Source organism: Spirillospora sp. NPDC047279, assembly GCF_040643285.1.
Taxonomy (GTDB): Bacteria; Actinomycetota; Actinomycetes; order Streptosporangiales; family Streptosporangiaceae; genus Spirillospora.
Genome location: NZ_JBEYUA010000003.1, coordinates 575,909 through 590,001, shown reverse-complemented (window position 1 = coordinate 590,001; position 14,093 = coordinate 575,909). Strand labels below are relative to the sequence as shown.

Genomic DNA, 14,093 nt, shown 5'->3' with positions numbered 1-14,093 from the left:
GGTTAACCTGAGGACACGATGAGAGTGCTGGTGGCAGAGGATCACGCCGAGCTCGCCGCGTCCGTGGCGCGGGTCCTGCGCCGCGAGGGAATGGCCGTCGACGTGGTCCACGACGGCGAGGCGGCCATCGAACGGACCTCGCTGCTGGAGTACGACGTCGTCGTGCTCGACCGGGACCTGCCCGCCGTCCACGGCGACGAGGTGTGCCGCACCCTGGCGGGCCGGACGCACCGGACCCGCGTCCTGATGCTGACCGCGTCCGGCACGATCGCCGACCGGGTGTCGGGCCTGAGCCTCGGCGCCGACGACTACCTGCCGAAACCGTTCGCGTACGCCGAGCTCGTGGCCCGGATCCGGGCGCTCGGCCGGCGGGCGCAGCCGGCGCTGCCGCCGGTCCTCGTCCACGGTGACCTGCGACTGGACTCGGCGCAGCGGATCGCGACCCGGGCGGGACTGCGCCTGGCGCTGAGCCCGAAGGAGTTCGCGGTCCTGGAGTACCTGCTCGGCGCCGACGGCCGCGCCGTGTCCGCCGAGGAGCTGCTGGAACGGGTGTGGGACGAGATGGCCGACCCGTTCACGACCACCGTCAAGGCCACGATGAACCGGCTGCGGTCCAAGCTCGGCCCGCCACCGGTGATCGAGACCGTCCAGCAGGGCGGTTACCGGATTGGTGAGGCCCATGCGCCTTCATGACCCGCTCCGCCCGCGCGTCTCCGATCCTCTCGCACTCGGCACCGTGCGCATGCGTCTCACGGCCCTCTACAGCGCGCTGTTCACGATCTCCAGTGCGGTCCTTCTCGCGATCACTTACTGGCTCATGCGCCGCGCCAAGTGGGTGATCATCGTCCACGACGACAGAGGGCCGCAGATCCGCGACCAGCTGGAACGCCTCAAGGACGACCAGCTGCGCGACCTGCTGGCGCAGTTCGGCGTCGCTCTCGCGATCATGATGGTGATCTCGGTCGCGCTGGGCTGGCTGGTCGCCGGGCGTGTCCTGCGGCCACTGCGCACGATGACGGCCACGATCCAGCAGATCTCCGCCCGCAACGTGCACGAACGGCTCGCCGCCACCGGGCCCCGCGACGAGATGACCGACCTCGCCGACACCGTCGACGGGCTGCTCGGCCGGCTGGAGGCGGCGCTCGACGCGCACAAACGCTTCGTCGCCAACGCCGCGCACGAACTGCGCACGCCGCTCACCCTGGAACGCGCGCTCCTGGAGGAGACGCTCACCGACCGCGAGGCCACGCTGGAGTCGTACCGGACGACCTCGAAGCGCCTGCTCGCGATCAACAAGGACCAGGGGCGGCTCCTGGAGGCCCTGCTCACGCTCACCAGCAGCGAGCGTGGCCTCGACCGCCGGGAGCCCTTCGACCTGTCCACGCTCGCCCGCCAGGCCCTCGACTCGGCAAGCCTCGAGGCCGACGCGCACGGCGTGCGCATCGACGCCCGCATCACGCCCGCCCCGTCCGCGGGCGACCCCGCGCTGGCCGGACGCCTGGTCGCCAATCTCGTCGACAACGCCGTGCACCACAACGTGAGCGGCGGCCACGTGGAGGTCGCGACCGAGATCAGGGCCGGGCAGGCGTTCGTCCGGGTGGCCAACAGCGGACCGGTCATCCCCCCGCACCAGGTCGCCCAGCTCTTCGAGCCCTTCCAGCGGCTCGGCGGACGGACCGCGCGCAACGACGGCCACCACGGCCTCGGTCTCTCGATCGTCCGCGCCATCGCGACCGCGCACGGCGCCGGCATCACCGCCCGTGCCCGCCCGGACGGCGGCCTCTCCATCGAGATCACCTTCCCCCCGACCCACCGCCCCGCCCCCCACACCACCCCAGCCCGAGCAGCCCCCGCCCCCGCGCCGTGACCTCGTTCGGGCACTGCTGATCTTGCGTGATGGCCGGTGACGCCGGCCCTCGTGGCCGATCCGTCCAACGGGGCGGTGCCGTTCTGCTGCGGATCAGGGTGCTCGGCTGGGAGGTCTTTGCCGCTAGTACAGTCGACGGGCCACCGATCTTGCTGCTGGAGACGCCTGCTCATGACCACGCCATCTGGAGAGGAACGGACGGACGGATCGTCGGTCCGGATCGGGGCCCTCGTTCCGTTGACCCGGCCCGGGTGGGTCGAGGCGGGGCGGCACTTGCTCGCCGGGCTCCAGTCGGGTGTTCGTGACGTCAATGACGCGGGCGGGATCGCCGGACGGCCGCTCGAACTGGTGGTCCGGGACACCGCGGCTGATCCACAGCGGGCCGCGGCGGCGGTGGACGAGCTGGCCGGCCTGGGCGTGGCCGCCCTGGCGGGCGAGTATCACAGCGTCGTCGCCCGTGCCGTGGCCGCCAGAGCCGATGCGATCGGCGTGCCGTTCCTCTGCTCGTCGGCGGTTCTCGACGCGCTCACCGAACAGCCGACGGACTGGGTCGCGCGCCTGGCCCCGGCGCAGTCCCATGGCTGGCAGATCTACGCGGACTTCCTGCTCGGCGCGGGCCACGGCAGGATCGCCGTGGCGGCCGAGCCGAGCGTCTACTGGGCGTCCGGGGCCCGCGTTCTGCGGGATCACCTGGGTCCGCGCGGCGGCACCGTCGTCGAACTGGACATGCGCGCGCTCGCCCCGGCGGCCGTGTGCGACGCGCTCGCCGAGCATCGCGCGACGGCCCTTCTGCTTCTGGTCGGCAACCCGGAGCCGGCGATGTCGATCGTCAAGGCCGTCCGCGGCGACCGGCGCCTGGACGAGGTCATGATCGGTGCCCCGGCCGGGCAACCGGAGTTCGGTGAATGGGTCAGGTCGCTGGGTGAGGACGGCGGCGCGATCCCGTTCCTGCGCTACCTGCCCGAGCGCTTCGGCCCGCTCGGCGAACGGGTCGAGGCGGCCCTCCGCGAACGGCTGGGCGAGGCGCCCTCGTTCGTCGCGTTCGAGGGCCACGACACGGTCACCGTCCTCGCCGATGTGCTGCGGTCGGACGGGGCACGCGCCGCCGGAGCCTGGCCGCGTGTGGCGGTCGAAGGCACCCGCGGGCCGATCCGGTTCTCGCGGACGCCCGGCATCGGCGTCTGGCAGTGGGCCTGGCCACCGGTCCAGGTCGTCGATCGGGATCCGGCCGAACCCGGCCGTTTCCGGGTCCTGCACTCCGGCTGAACGGTCAGAGGTTCGCCAGGCCCTGGACGGCTGCGCTGATCTCCCGGGCCAGGGGCTCGGCGAGGGATTCCTGCCGGAGGTCCGAGGCGGCCCAGTGCCTGATGCCGTCACCGATGAACATCTGGGCGATCCGCGCCAGCCGGACGACGTCCGCGTCCGGGGGGATCTTGCCGTCGCGTTGCGCGCGCCGGAACGGCTGGAGGAAGAGGAACGCCAGGTCCGCGTCGGTGGCGCCGCCGGCCAGGGCGCGTCGTTCGGCGCGGTAGGTCTCGATGACGCATTCGAAGACCAGCTCGGCCGGGTAACGGCGGCAGTCACGTTCCAGGTGCTCGATGAGCGCCTCGATGAGGTCGGCGAGCTCGTAGGGGCCGGAGGCGACGGCCTCGGCGGCGGCGTGGGCGTCGCTCATGGTGAACACCTCGATCTCCAGGAGCACGTCCTCCCTGCGTTCGAAGTAGACGTAGAACAGGCCCTTGGAGACGTCGGCGGCCTTGCAGATGTCGGTGACGGTGGTGGCGGCGAAGCCCTTGGTGCGCCACAGGGCCAGCGCCGCCTGAATGATCGCCTCCCGGCTCGCGTGCGACCGTGCTCGCACCGGGGTGGCCCTGCCCTGACCATGGTCATTTTTTGGCTTCCCCGCACTCCGCACCATGACCAGGCACTCTAACGCATCGAGATTATTGACTACCGTCAGAAAACTATGCGATGCTCCGCCAACGGAAGGCCACTTCACGCCTGAAGAGAACGATGTTCTCTCGGGAGAGGCGGAGGGACCATGCAGACGGCGCTTGCCGGGACGCGGGAGGCGTCCGCTTCGGGGCTGCGGGCCCAGCAGGTCATCCTGTGGTCGGCGCCGGCGGTGGCGCTCGTCCTGCTGGTGCTGTTCGTGGCCTTCCCCGGGTTCTTCCCGCCGATGTCGCCGGACATGAGCGCGGCGGAGGTCGGGGCGTTCTACCGGGACAACACCCCGCTGGTGCGGTTCAGCATGGTGGGGTTCAACCTGTTCGGGATCCTGATCGTCCCGTTCTTCGTCCTGATCATGGCTCAGATGCAGCGCATGCGCGGGCAGAGCCACATCTACGCCTTCTCCTACCTGGCGGCCGTGGTCGCCGGAGCGACGTTGTTCGCGCTGTCGAACATCTTCTTCGCCGTCGCCGCGTTCCGGCCCGATCGTGGTGACGACCTGATCCAGGTGCTCAACGACCTGGCCTGGATCACCTTCGTCGCGCCGATCGGCATGCTGGTCGCCCAGTTCGTCCTGCTGGCGCTGGCCGTCCACGCCGACGACCGCCAGGCGCCGGTCTTCCCGCGGTGGGTCGCGCACTACGCGCTGTTCACGGCCGCGGCCATGGTGCCCTCGGCGGCGTCGGCGGTGTACCGCGACGGCCCCCTGGCCTGGGACGGGCTGGTGTCGTTCTGGCTGCGCAACGGCGCGTTCGCGCTGTTCGTGGTGGTGATGTTCTTCGTCCTGCGGGCCGCGCTCCGCCGGCAGGCGGAGAACGATGCGGCGGGGCGGGGCGTGGCGTCATGACCGAGGCGGCCTCGGCCCTCGCCCAAGGCGCTTCCGGCGAGCCCGGAGAGCCGGTCCGCCGGAGCAGGCGGGACGTCACCGTCGCCTACTGGGTGTTCGCCGCCTTCTACGCCGCCCTGTCGGTCGGAGTGTGCCTGCTGGGGCGAGCCACCCCGCCGCCCCGCCCGGACGTCACCGATCTCCAGGCCGCGGCGTGGTTCGACCAGCATCGGCTCGGCATCCAGGTCGGGTTCGTGGCCCTGCTGATGATCGCCGGCGGTGCCGCGATCTCCAACGGCATCATCGGCTACCTCATGAAGCGCATGTCCTCGGGAAGGGTGCTGGCCTACGCCTTCATCGCCACCATGGGAGTGGGCGCGGTCCCGGGCTTCCAGCTGCTGCTGGCCTGCTGGCTCACCGCGACCTTCCGGCCCGAACGCGACCCGCGGATCCTGCACCTGCTCTACGACCTGGGCATGTTGTCCTACAACGGGTCGCTCGGCTGTTTCACCGCCGCCTACATGGTCCTGGCGATCGCCATCCTGTACGACCGCGACCGCGTCTTCCCCAAATGGTTCGCCTATGTCTCCATCTGGCAGATCGTCACCGAGGTCATCGCCACCCAGATGTGGCTGTTCCACTCCGGCGCGTTCGCCTGGAACGGCATGATCACCCTCTACATCGCCGTGGTCGTCTTCGGTCTGTGGGTCGCCTGCCTGCTGCCGCTCATGCGCATCGCCGCCCGCCGGGAGACCGCGCGGACGCCCGCGCTCTACGAACCGGAGGGCGCCCGGTGACCGCCCCCGGCGCCGGCCCGTCCACGGACCCGAGGGCCGAGCGGGCCGGCGAACGGCGGCTCCCCGGCGACGTCGACATGTGGGTCATGGTCCTGGGAGACCTGTTCTTCTTCGGCTGCTACTTCGTCGTCTACATGGTCTTCCGGGCGCTGTCGGCCGAGGAGTTCTCCGCCGCCCAGCGCCACCTCGACATCGGTGTCGGGGTCGTCAACACCGCCGTGCTCCTGACCAGTTCCCTGTTCGCCGCCCTGGCCGTGATCGCGATCCGCCGCGGCGCCCCTCGCGACGCGCGACGCCTCCTGCTGGCCACCGGCGCGTGCGGGGCGCTGTTCACCCTGATCAAGGTCTACGAGTGGCATTTGAAGATCAGCCAGGGCCACACCCTCCAGGACGAGTTCTTCAGCTTCTACTACGTCCTGACCGGCGTTCACCTGGTCCATCTGGCCCTCGGCCTGCTCATCCTCGGCATCGCGATCCGGCGGCCGCGCGTCTCGGTCGTCGAGCAGGGCGTCCTGTTCTGGCACATGATCGACCTGCTGTGGGTCGTGATCTTCGCCATCCTCTACCTCATGAGGTGACCCGCATGACCAGCGCGCCCGCGGCGCACGACCGGATCCCCACGACGAGCAGGCGAGCCGTCGTGATCGCCTGGGCGGCGCTGTCCGCCGCGACCGTCCTGGGCTGGCTCCTGTCCCCCGGCGAATCCCAGGCCGCCACGGCGCTGGGCGACGAGCTCGTCGCCGGCATCGCCGTCCTCGGCGCGATCAAATGCCGTCTGATCATCCGCTACTTCATGGAGGTCCGGCACGCCCCCCGCTGGCTCCAGCACACCACGGACGCCTGGCTCGCCGTCCTCTGGCTGACCCTCCTCGGCATCCACCTCGCCTGACCGCACGACGCCTCCGACCCCGCGGGCCCCCGGCGGCCGCCCGGCCTACGGCTCGCCGCCGGCGTCATTGACGCGGGAAACGCCGCGATGATTTCCGTCGGCAGATCCTCGCGCCCGAGCCCCTGGAGACCCACCCCCGCATGCCACATCCTCTCGCAGGACGCAATTGTGCAACAGGGCACACTGGCCACCGTGCGCGGTCAAACAAATGGACGTTCCGACATTTCCAAACTTAGGATCCCCTTCCATTGGCCCCCTTAGCCCAATGGAAGAGGCAGTCCCCTTAAAAGGGACCAGTTGTCGGTTCGAATCCGACCGGGGGTACCGGTTTCCTCCATCGAGGCGGTGAACGGCCCCTCCGGGCCGCGCGGCGGTGTTCAACCGCGGCCGTGAGGCAGTTGAACACCGCGGCGCCAGTTGCGGATCGGGAAGACGTGGAGGCCGGTCTGCGGGCTGTTGGTCGAGGTAGCCGACGTCGGCGGACGTTCCGCCGAGCCCGTTGCGCCCGCCCGAGAGGTCGTCAGGTGTGGCCGAGGATCGGGTGCGGCCGGTACGGCGCTTCCAGCCGCCGCGTCTCCTCCTCTGTCAGCCGCAGTTCCGCCGCCGCCACGGCGTCGTCCACGTGCTTGTGCGAGGTCGCGCCGACGATCGGCGCCGTCACGCCCGGACGGCCGAGGAGCCAGGCCAGCGCGATCCGGGCGGGCGGCACGCCGCGTGCGGTCGCGACCTCCCGGACGGCGTCGACCACGTCGAAGTCGGCGTCCTCGTAGAGGTCGTCGGCGATGGAGTCGTTGCCCGCCCGCACCGTGCGGAGGCCCCCGCCGCGTTCACGGTTGCCCGCGAGCAGCCCCCGCGCCAGCGGGCTCCACGGGATGACGCCGACCCCCTGGTCGAGGCAGAGCGGGATCATCTCCCGTTCCTCCTCGCGGTAGACCAGGTTGTAGTGGTTCTGCATGGACACGAACCTGGTCGGCGCGCACTGCTGCGCCTTGGCGAACTGCCAGGCGTACATGCTGGACGCGCCGATGTAGCGGGCCTTGCCGGCCTTGACCACCTCGTCCAGCGCCTGCATCGTCTCCTCGATCGGCGTCTCGTGGTCCCAGCGGTGGATCTGGTAGAGGTCGACGTGGTCGGTGCCGAGGCGGCGCAGCGAGGCGTCGATGGCCGACAGGACGTGCTTGCGGGACAGCCCCCCGTCGTTGGGCCCCGGCCCCATCGGGAAATAGACCTTGGTGGCGAGCACGTAGTCCTCGCGGTGCGCGAACAGCCTGGACAGCAGCCGCCCGGTGATCTCCTCGGTGCGCCCGAGCGAGTACATGTCGGCCGTGTCGAAGAACGTCACGCCGGCCTCGACGGCGCCGCGGACGATCGGCTCGGCCCGCTCCTCGTCCAGGTACCAGGCCTCCTCCTCGGGATCGCCGTAGCTCATCATGCCCAGGCAGATGCGCGAGACCTTCAGCCCCGTCGCCCCGAGCCGTGTCTGTTCCATGTCTCTCTCCTGTTCAGCCGGGATCGCGATGCGACGCGACTCCGGCGATCACCAATCCCACTCCGGCGGCCTCGGCGGCCGACGGGAACTGCCCGAGCACCAGCGCGCCCGTCACCGCGGCGGTCGCCGGCAGCAGGGACGTCATCAGCGCGTAGGTCGCCCTGGGCAGGCGTTCCATGGCGAGCTGGTCGAGGACGTACGGGATCACCGACGAGCAGATCCCGACGCCGATCCCGGCGGCGAGCAGCGCCGGATCGGACACCGCCGGCGCCGCCTGCGCCGTTCCGAACGGCACCACCAGCACCGCGGCCGCGACCATCGCCGCCGCCAGCCCGTCCACACCGCCGCCGCCCGGACGCCGCGCCACCCGGTGCGCGAGCACGATGTAGGCGGCGAACAACCCCGCGTTGGCGAAGGCGAACGCCAGCCCCGCCGGTTCTTTCGCCAGCTCGGCGTCGGTCAGCAGGGCCACTCCGCCCACGGCCGCGATCAGGGCGAGCACGTTGCGGGCCGTACGGGCGCCGAGCGTGGCCAGGACGACGACCGGGAGGAACTCGATCGCCGCGACGGTGCCCAGCGGCAGCCGGTCGATGGCCAGGTAGAACGTGGTGTTCATCGCCGCGAGGACCGCGGCCCAGGCCAGCACCGTCCGGTCGATGCCGCGGAGAGCGGGACGGCGCCACACCGCGAACACCACGGCCGCGCCCCAGATCCGCACCGCGGCGACGCCGAGGGGTTCCATGCGAACGAACAGCAGGACCGCCAGCGCCGGTCCCAGATAGTGGAAAACGGCGCTTCCGACGAAGAACCCCGACGGCGGAAATCGCATGGCCGTATCGTCGGGCACTCTCTAACCTGGCGGAATGGCGAACAGAAAGAGCAGGCCCGGCCGCGCCTACGAATCCAAGGAACTCGACGACACCGACCTTCGGATTCTCACCGAGCTCCAGCAGAACGCCCGGGTGAGCCACGCCGAGGTGGGCCGCCGGGTCGGCCTATCGGCGCCCGCCGTCGCCGAACGTGTCCAGCGGATGGAGGGCACCGGGGTGATCGTCGGCTACCACGCCACGGTCGATCCGCGGGCGCTGGGCTTCCCGATCAGCGTGCTGGTCCGCGTCCAGCCCGCCCCGCGCGAGCTGCGCCTGATCCCCAAGATCGCCGACGAGATCCCGCAGATCGTCGAATGCCACCGCATCACCGGCGACGACTGCTTCTTCTTCATCGCCCATCTGCGCTCGGTCGACGAGCTCGAACCGATCCTCGACCGCTTCACCCCGCACGGCCGCACCACCACCTCGATCCTCCAGTCGGCGCCCGTGCCTCGGCGCCCCCTCCCCTGCGGGCCGTCCGACGCCGGCCCGGAGCAGGCGCCGCCCTGATCCGTTCTCCTAAACGGGTTCGGCGGGCGCTTCGATGGACTGGACGTGCCGGAAGACGTTCAGGGGATCCCACCGCGCCTTGGCACGTTGCAGCCGTGAATAGGCGTCCTTGTAATAGAGCTGCGACCAGGGCTGGTCGGAGGCGTTCCAGACGGGGTCGCTCAGGTCGACGTCGGGATAGTTGACATAGCAGCCGTCGGTGATCTCACCGATGACGGGAACGCCGCCGGTGCCGGCGAAGGTGGCCTGGTAGGTGTCGCGAATCCATTCCAGGTTCCTGGCCTGGGGGCCGGGGTCGGCGTCGGTGGGGCGGTTCCAGTACACCTGGTATTGCATTTTCAGGATGGAGTCGCGCTGGGGGCAGGCGGTCTCGCGCGGAGGGTGGTTGATCGCCGAGCCGTAGGAGTCGACCTGGATGACCGCCTGCGGGTTGGTGAAGTCGATGAAGTACTTGTTGCCCAGGTAGTCCCACATCGCCTGGATCTGCTCCGGGGTGAACGGCCGGCGCACGTACGCCGACTTGTACTTGCCGCAGCGGTTCTCGCCCGAGCTGTTGAGCGCCTGGGTGGCGGTCAGCCAGGGCATCAGCCGCGGCGTCCAGGCGTCGGGGATCGGGGCGTGCTCGGCCACCGACTCCCGCATGGGCTGCGAATCGGGGATGGCGTCGCTGTCGACCTTGTCCAGGAAGTCGCTCATGGCGGCGGCGCCCGGGTCGGCGGCGGGGTCGGTGCCGTCGGCGTCCACCTGCGCGAGCAGGCCGATCTTGTTGGTGCCCTGGTTGCTGTGGGTGAGGGTCAGCAGGGCGAACAGCCGGCCGGCCGGGGTGGCGGGGTCCTGGTGGGCGGCGAAGTAGTCGCCGTAGTCCTCGACCAGCCTGGTGAAGTGCTCCTGGGTGAACGTCTTCCAGTCCCAGGCGCGGGCGGTGATCAGGACCCGGCGCGGCGGCGTGGGCAGGTCCCGGAACCAGAACCGGGTGATCACGCCGAAGTTGCCGCCGCCTCCCCCGGTGTGCGCCCACCAGAGGTCCAGCAGGTCGGAGCGGGAGTCGTCGCGGGTGGCGGTGACCAGCTCGACCTTGCGGCGCGCGGTGACCACGGCGACCTCGACGGCGTACAGGTAGTCCACGGTCAGCCCGGCCTGGCGCGACAGCAGCCCGTAGCCGCCACCGGTGATGTGGCCGCCGAGCCCGACCGAGTAGCACGAGCCGCCCGGCAGGGCGCGCCCCGACAGCGGGAACAGGTGGCTGTAGGCGTGCCAGTTGGTGGCGCCCGCCTCCACGCACCACGCCTTCATCTTCTCGTCGTAGTACATGGCGCACATCGGGCTGACGTCCAGGATCACCCGCACGTCGTCGCCGCACACGAAGTCCTCGTAGCAGTGGCCGCCGGACCGCACCGTGATACGCGTGCGCCGCGGATCCGCCGGCTCGTGGGCGAGCGCCTCCTTCAACGCCGTGACGACGTCCTGCGGCGAGGTCACCATCCGCACGTACTCGGGATGGGCGATCCAGCGCTGGTTGAAGCCGCGGCTGAGCGCGGGGTAGCGGCCATCGGCGGGCTTGACGACGGTGGTGACGGGCGACTTCGCCGAAATGTCGTTCATGCGATCTGGTCTCCACGACGAGCGGGGCAAGAAGGCTCTCCCTCTCATTCGTTGCCGCCCGAAAGAATTCAACTGTCCCCACCGGTTAGATCGTTGGAAGATTCCCCCTGGACCGCAGCCCCATTTCCACCCTTTCGCCATAAAAATACAGCCATTGTCATGCTTCACCCCCCTCCCCTCGGGCCGCCTTTCCCGGATCAAGAGTGAAAACGGCGATTCCACGTCCGCGGGACGGGACGTCGCGGAGAATGCGGTCCTCTGGTCATCTCCTGGCATGAGAGGAATCGGGTGGATCCGATGACGTTGGCCGCCATGGCCGGCACGGGTTTGGTCGGCGCGATGGCGAGCGACGGGTGGATGCGGGCGCAGGAGTCCGCGGTGGAACTCTGGCGGCGCGTGTACCCCGACCGGGCGGACGCCGTGGCGGCGGAGCTGGCGGAGGTGCGCGACGAGATCCTGCGGGCCCGCCGCGCCCGGGACGGGGCGGCCGAGGAGGCCATCGCCGGGGAGTGGTGCGCGCGGCTGCTCCGGCTGCTGCGCCAGGACCCGCAGGCGGCGCAGGTGCTGCGGGGCCTCCTGGAGGACGCGTGGCGCCCGGCGATCGTGCCACAGGACCGTTCGCAGAACGCCGAGCTCATCGTGAACCAGCACGCGAGTGGCCAGGGCCGCAACTACGCGGCCGGCGGCGATCTGCGGATCAACGAATGACGACGCCGGGACTGGACCCGCTGGTGCTCGCCGCGGGGCAGGCACTCGACCAGGCGATGGCCACGCAGCAGTGGACGGCGGCGCGGACGTTCGCCTCGGAGTTGTGGGCCGGGGCCCACCCGGAGCGGGTCCCGATGATCGAAGAGGATCTCGCCGAGACCCGGGCGCACCTGCTGGCCGCGCGCGGTTCCGGTGACCGGGCGGCGCAGGCTGATCTGGTGCGGGAGTGGCAGCTGCGGCTCGGGCGGCTGGTGCGCGACGGCTCGGCCGTCGGAGACCCCGACCTGAGGCTGATGGTGCGCCGGTTGACGCCGCTGCTCCCGCCGGACGAGGAGGCGCGGGTCAGCGTCCTGATCAACGCGAACGCCCGCGGACGGGGCCGCGTCTATGCCGCCGGGCGCGACATGCACGTCCGGCAGGACGTCCAGCAGACCAACTTCTTCGACAGCGACGTGTTCCAGGCCCTCGTCAGCGGCAAGGGGCCGGGACGCCTCCTCGGCGTCCTGGGCGTGCTGATCACCTGCTTCTTCTTCGCCGGCTGGGCGTCACTGATCATGACGCACTGCGGGAGCGGCCCGGACGCGATGCTGGGGCGGCGCCTGCCGAGCGGCGTCCAGGTGGGCGTGGTCTACTTCCTCGGTTTCGGGGCGGGCGGCCTCATCGCCTACCTCGGCGCCTCGATGGCCAAGAGCCGCGGCGCCGGAACGATCGGGCACTGGGTCGTCGTGCTGGCGGTGATCGCGGTCGTGTTCGCCGGGGTGGACCACGTCCTCGGCGGGGCGCCGCTGAGCACCCTGTACCCCGACTTCGGTCCCTGCCAGGGCGGCTCCCGGAGCTGATCCGGCACTCGAACCCCCGCCACGACTCGGCGCTCCTTCATCCGGTAGACAGGACGGGTGCCGGCAACGAGCCTGATGACACCGCGCCTCGGCATCGGCGAGGGGTACGCGTTCTACCAGGGGCCGACCAGGGACAGCGGCGTCCACCGGCACGCCGCGTTCCAGATCGCCGTCGCCGTGGACGGGGAGGTGTCCATCGTGGACGCCGCCGGCACCGAACATCGGGGGGCGGCGCTGGCCGTGGCGCCGATGGCACCGCACCGCATGCTCGCGGCCGTCCACCTGCGCGCGTTCTTCGTCGAACCGCACTGCGCGTTCGCCGACCGGGTGCGCGACCACTGCGCCGCCGGCGTCGTCGCCGTTCCCCAGCTGCGCGGGATCAGCGAGGACGATGTCCGGCACGGCGGCGGGCGCCCCTCGGACACGCTCGATCCCCGCCTGATGGCGGCGATGCGCGCCCTCATGGAGGACCGGCCGGACCCGATGCCGGAGATCGCCGCGCGGGTCGGGCTCTCGACCCAGCGCCTGCGCGCCCTGGCGCGGGCCGAGCTGGGCATGCCGCTCCAGCGCTGGCGCATCTGGCACCGCCTCCGCCGCGCGACGGAGGCGGTGCGCGAGGGCCGGTCGCTGGCCGAGGCCGCGGAGGCGGGAGGCTTCGCCGACCAGGCGCACTTCACCCGCCGGCTGCGCGAGATGATGGGCCTGACACCGGCCGAGGTCCTGCCGTTGCTGCGCCGTTCAGGCACGGCGCCCGGCATAGACCGAGATCGAGCCGGTGACCGTTGACACGACCTCGGCCTCCCGCACGTCCTCGAACCCGGCCTCCGACATCAGGCCGGGCACGACACCGTCGGCGTTCGGCTGGGTGTCCCTCCTGCCGTCCGCGATCTGGACGGTACGGAACGCCAGCCGCATCCGCCTCGTCCGTTGCAGCCCGTAGTCGGCGATCGCCACCTTTCCCCCGTCCCCCAGCACCGCGTACATCGAGGCGAGCACCGCCCGCTTCATCGCGAGCGGGCACTGGTGCAGCACCAGGCTGGACACCACCGTCGTCGCCGACGCGGCGCCCACGATCTCCGGCAGCACGTCCCCCATGCCGACCCGCCACTCCACGCCCCCGGCCTTGCGGCGCGCGGCCGCCAGCACCTCCCGGTCGGGGTCGACGCCGATGATGCGCGCCCGCGGCTCGATGCGGTGGAGCAGCACCGCCAGCGACCCGGTGCCGCACCCCACGTCCACGATCACGTCGTCCGGCCGGGGCGCCACATGTGCGGCCAGCAGCGCCCGCCACAACCGCTCGCGGGTCAACGTGATCACAGGGTCGTAGAGACGCGCCGGCGCGAACCGGCCCGCGGCCGGGGTGAAAGTCCGTTCGCTCATGCCCGGCAGTCTGCGCCGGACCGCACCGCACCGTCTTGAACGATTCGCTCGTCAGGGATGGCTCAGCCCCCGGTCACCCCGCTCAAGATCCTCAGGCCCCGCCGGGACGATGTCGACCTCGGCCCCGTCCATGTAGCTCTCGCCGTACAACGCGTAAGCCTCTTCAAGCGAGTCCGCGTAGACGTTGTCGTAGTACGTACGACCATCCCTCGTCCGCGTCCGCTTGGAGAACGCCTGCCTGCTCATCCCCACTCCCTGCCAATAAGCCCGCTGGCAGCCGGCCCGGCCTGTAGATCCACCGTCATTCCAGGGATGATAGGTCCCATGGCCGACAGTGGTTTCCATTCGGATTTGCGGTGGGCTCGGG

17 protein-coding genes and 1 tRNA gene are annotated in these 14,093 nt (G+C 70.9%); 12 read left to right on the top strand and 6 right to left on the bottom strand.

Going from position 1 to position 14,093, the window contains the following annotated elements; all coding sequences use genetic code 11:
* Positions 1–18 precede the first annotated feature (18 nt).
* The 3 genes from ABZ810_RS10035 (at position 19) to ABZ810_RS10025 (ending at position 3,133) form a co-directional block, all read left to right on the top strand.
* On the top strand, positions 19–693 hold the full coding sequence (locus tag ABZ810_RS10035; protein ID WP_358401587.1) for a response regulator transcription factor: 675 nt from the start codon (positions 19–21) through the stop codon (positions 691–693).
* Complete coding sequence (locus ABZ810_RS10030) at positions 680–1,867, top strand: HAMP domain-containing sensor histidine kinase (protein WP_358401585.1); 1,188 nt, start codon at positions 680–682, stop codon at positions 1,865–1,867. The genes ABZ810_RS10035 and ABZ810_RS10030 overlap by 14 nt, the downstream gene beginning before the upstream one ends.
* 171 nt (positions 1,868–2,038) lie before the next feature.
* Positions 2,039–3,133, top strand: a complete 1,095-nt coding sequence (locus ABZ810_RS10025; protein ID WP_358401583.1) for an ABC transporter substrate-binding protein — start codon at positions 2,039–2,041, stop codon at positions 3,131–3,133.
* 4 nt (positions 3,134–3,137) lie between these two features.
* Here ABZ810_RS10025 and ABZ810_RS10020 read toward each other — a convergent pair whose 3' ends face one another.
* Positions 3,138–3,728 (bottom strand): TetR/AcrR family transcriptional regulator, encoded by a 591-nt coding sequence (locus ABZ810_RS10020; RefSeq protein WP_358401581.1) that lies wholly within the window; start codon positions 3,726–3,728, stop codon positions 3,138–3,140.
* A gap of 180 nt (positions 3,729–3,908) precedes the next feature.
* Here ABZ810_RS10020 and ABZ810_RS10015 point away from each other — a divergent pair, with 180 nt between their 5' ends.
* From ABZ810_RS10015 to ABZ810_RS09995, 5 genes are all read left to right on the top strand, one after another.
* Positions 3,909–4,664, top strand: a complete 756-nt coding sequence (locus ABZ810_RS10015; RefSeq protein ID WP_358401580.1) for a hypothetical protein — start codon at positions 3,909–3,911, stop codon at positions 4,662–4,664.
* Positions 4,661–5,440, top strand: coding sequence for a hypothetical protein (locus ABZ810_RS10010; protein ID WP_358401578.1), 780 nt, complete (start codon positions 4,661–4,663; stop codon positions 5,438–5,440). The genes ABZ810_RS10015 and ABZ810_RS10010 overlap by 4 nt, the downstream gene beginning before the upstream one ends.
* A complete protein-coding gene (locus ABZ810_RS10005; RefSeq protein ID WP_358401576.1) occupies positions 5,437–6,018 on the top strand; it encodes a cytochrome c oxidase subunit 3 in 582 nt (193 codons plus the stop codon). The genes ABZ810_RS10010 and ABZ810_RS10005 overlap by 4 nt, the downstream gene beginning before the upstream one ends.
* A 5-nt stretch (positions 6,019–6,023) precedes the next feature.
* Positions 6,024–6,329 carry a cytochrome C oxidase subunit IV family protein gene (locus tag ABZ810_RS10000; protein ID WP_358401574.1) on the top strand — a complete coding sequence of 102 codons (306 nt, stop codon included), beginning with the start codon at positions 6,024–6,026 and terminating at the stop codon, positions 6,327–6,329.
* A gap of 251 nt (positions 6,330–6,580) precedes the next feature.
* A tRNA-Leu gene (locus ABZ810_RS09995) sits at positions 6,581–6,653 on the top strand.
* Between the two features lie 196 nt (positions 6,654–6,849).
* On the opposite strand, the gene ABZ810_RS09990 is transcribed toward ABZ810_RS09995, so the two are convergent.
* Positions 6,850–7,818 (bottom strand): aldo/keto reductase, encoded by a 969-nt coding sequence (locus tag ABZ810_RS09990; protein WP_358401572.1) that lies wholly within the window; start codon positions 7,816–7,818, stop codon positions 6,850–6,852.
* Positions 7,819–7,831: 13 nt separating this feature from the next.
* On the bottom strand, positions 7,832–8,647 hold the full coding sequence (locus ABZ810_RS09985) for an EamA family transporter (RefSeq protein WP_358401571.1): 816 nt from the start codon (positions 8,645–8,647) through the stop codon (positions 7,832–7,834).
* A gap of 34 nt (positions 8,648–8,681) precedes the next feature.
* Between ABZ810_RS09985 and ABZ810_RS09980 the strand changes: the two genes are divergently transcribed.
* Positions 8,682–9,197 (top strand): Lrp/AsnC family transcriptional regulator, encoded by a 516-nt coding sequence (locus ABZ810_RS09980; protein WP_358401569.1) that lies wholly within the window; start codon positions 8,682–8,684, stop codon positions 9,195–9,197.
* Between the two features lie 9 nt (positions 9,198–9,206).
* On the opposite strand, the gene ABZ810_RS09975 is transcribed toward ABZ810_RS09980, so the two are convergent.
* Positions 9,207–10,799, bottom strand: a complete 1,593-nt coding sequence (locus tag ABZ810_RS09975; RefSeq protein WP_358401567.1) for a BBE domain-containing protein — start codon at positions 10,797–10,799, stop codon at positions 9,207–9,209.
* 297 nt (positions 10,800–11,096) lie between these two features.
* On the opposite strand from ABZ810_RS09975, the gene ABZ810_RS09970 reads away from it, so the two are divergent.
* From ABZ810_RS09970 to ABZ810_RS09960, 3 genes are all read left to right on the top strand, one after another.
* Positions 11,097–11,507, top strand: coding sequence for a hypothetical protein (locus tag ABZ810_RS09970; RefSeq protein WP_358401565.1), 411 nt, complete (start codon positions 11,097–11,099; stop codon positions 11,505–11,507).
* Complete coding sequence (locus ABZ810_RS09965; RefSeq protein ID WP_358401563.1) at positions 11,504–12,346, top strand: hypothetical protein; 843 nt, start codon at positions 11,504–11,506, stop codon at positions 12,344–12,346. Before ABZ810_RS09970 ends, ABZ810_RS09965 begins: the two co-directional genes overlap by 4 nt.
* A 75-nt stretch (positions 12,347–12,421) precedes the next feature.
* Positions 12,422–13,132: a helix-turn-helix domain-containing protein gene (locus ABZ810_RS09960; RefSeq protein ID WP_358401561.1), complete on the top strand. Its 711-nt coding sequence runs from the start codon at positions 12,422–12,424 to the stop codon at positions 13,130–13,132.
* On the opposite strand, the gene ABZ810_RS09955 is transcribed toward ABZ810_RS09960, so the two are convergent.
* On the bottom strand, positions 13,085–13,726 hold the full coding sequence (locus ABZ810_RS09955) for a methyltransferase domain-containing protein (RefSeq protein WP_358401559.1): 642 nt from the start codon (positions 13,724–13,726) through the stop codon (positions 13,085–13,087). The genes ABZ810_RS09960 and ABZ810_RS09955 overlap by 48 nt on opposite strands.
* Positions 13,727–13,777: 51 nt before the next feature.
* Positions 13,778–13,972 carry a hypothetical protein gene (locus ABZ810_RS09950; RefSeq protein ID WP_358401557.1) on the bottom strand — a complete coding sequence of 65 codons (195 nt, stop codon included), beginning with the start codon at positions 13,970–13,972 and terminating at the stop codon, positions 13,778–13,780.
* Between the last annotated feature and the right edge of the window lie 121 nt (positions 13,973–14,093).

Coding starts and splice junctions, on each gene's coding strand:
- ABZ810_RS10035 (WP_358401587.1), top strand. CDS start 19: ATGAGAGTGCTGGTGGCAGAGGATCACGCCGAGCTCGCCGCGTCCGTG.
- ABZ810_RS10030 (WP_358401585.1), top strand. CDS start 680: ATGCGCCTTCATGACCCGCTCCGCCCGCGCGTCTCCGATCCTCTCGCA.
- ABZ810_RS10025 (WP_358401583.1), top strand. CDS start 2,039: ATGACCACGCCATCTGGAGAGGAACGGACGGACGGATCGTCGGTCCGG.
- ABZ810_RS10015 (WP_358401580.1), top strand. CDS start 3,909: ATGCAGACGGCGCTTGCCGGGACGCGGGAGGCGTCCGCTTCGGGGCTG.
- ABZ810_RS10010 (WP_358401578.1), top strand. CDS start 4,661: ATGACCGAGGCGGCCTCGGCCCTCGCCCAAGGCGCTTCCGGCGAGCCC.
- ABZ810_RS10000 (WP_358401574.1), top strand. CDS start 6,024: ATGACCAGCGCGCCCGCGGCGCACGACCGGATCCCCACGACGAGCAGG.
- ABZ810_RS09990 (WP_358401572.1), bottom strand. CDS start 7,818: ATGGAACAGACACGGCTCGGGGCGACGGGGCTGAAGGTCTCGCGCATC.
- ABZ810_RS09985 (WP_358401571.1), bottom strand. CDS start 8,647: ATGCGATTTCCGCCGTCGGGGTTCTTCGTCGGAAGCGCCGTTTTCCAC.
- ABZ810_RS09980 (WP_358401569.1), top strand. CDS start 8,682: ATGGCGAACAGAAAGAGCAGGCCCGGCCGCGCCTACGAATCCAAGGAA.
- ABZ810_RS09975 (WP_358401567.1), bottom strand. CDS start 10,799: ATGAACGACATTTCGGCGAAGTCGCCCGTCACCACCGTCGTCAAGCCC.
- ABZ810_RS09970 (WP_358401565.1), top strand. CDS start 11,097: ATGACGTTGGCCGCCATGGCCGGCACGGGTTTGGTCGGCGCGATGGCG.
- ABZ810_RS09965 (WP_358401563.1), top strand. CDS start 11,504: ATGACGACGCCGGGACTGGACCCGCTGGTGCTCGCCGCGGGGCAGGCA.
- ABZ810_RS09960 (WP_358401561.1), top strand. CDS start 12,422: ATGACACCGCGCCTCGGCATCGGCGAGGGGTACGCGTTCTACCAGGGG.
- ABZ810_RS09955 (WP_358401559.1), bottom strand. CDS start 13,726: ATGAGCGAACGGACTTTCACCCCGGCCGCGGGCCGGTTCGCGCCGGCG.
- ABZ810_RS09950 (WP_358401557.1), bottom strand. CDS start 13,972: ATGAGCAGGCAGGCGTTCTCCAAGCGGACGCGGACGAGGGATGGTCGT.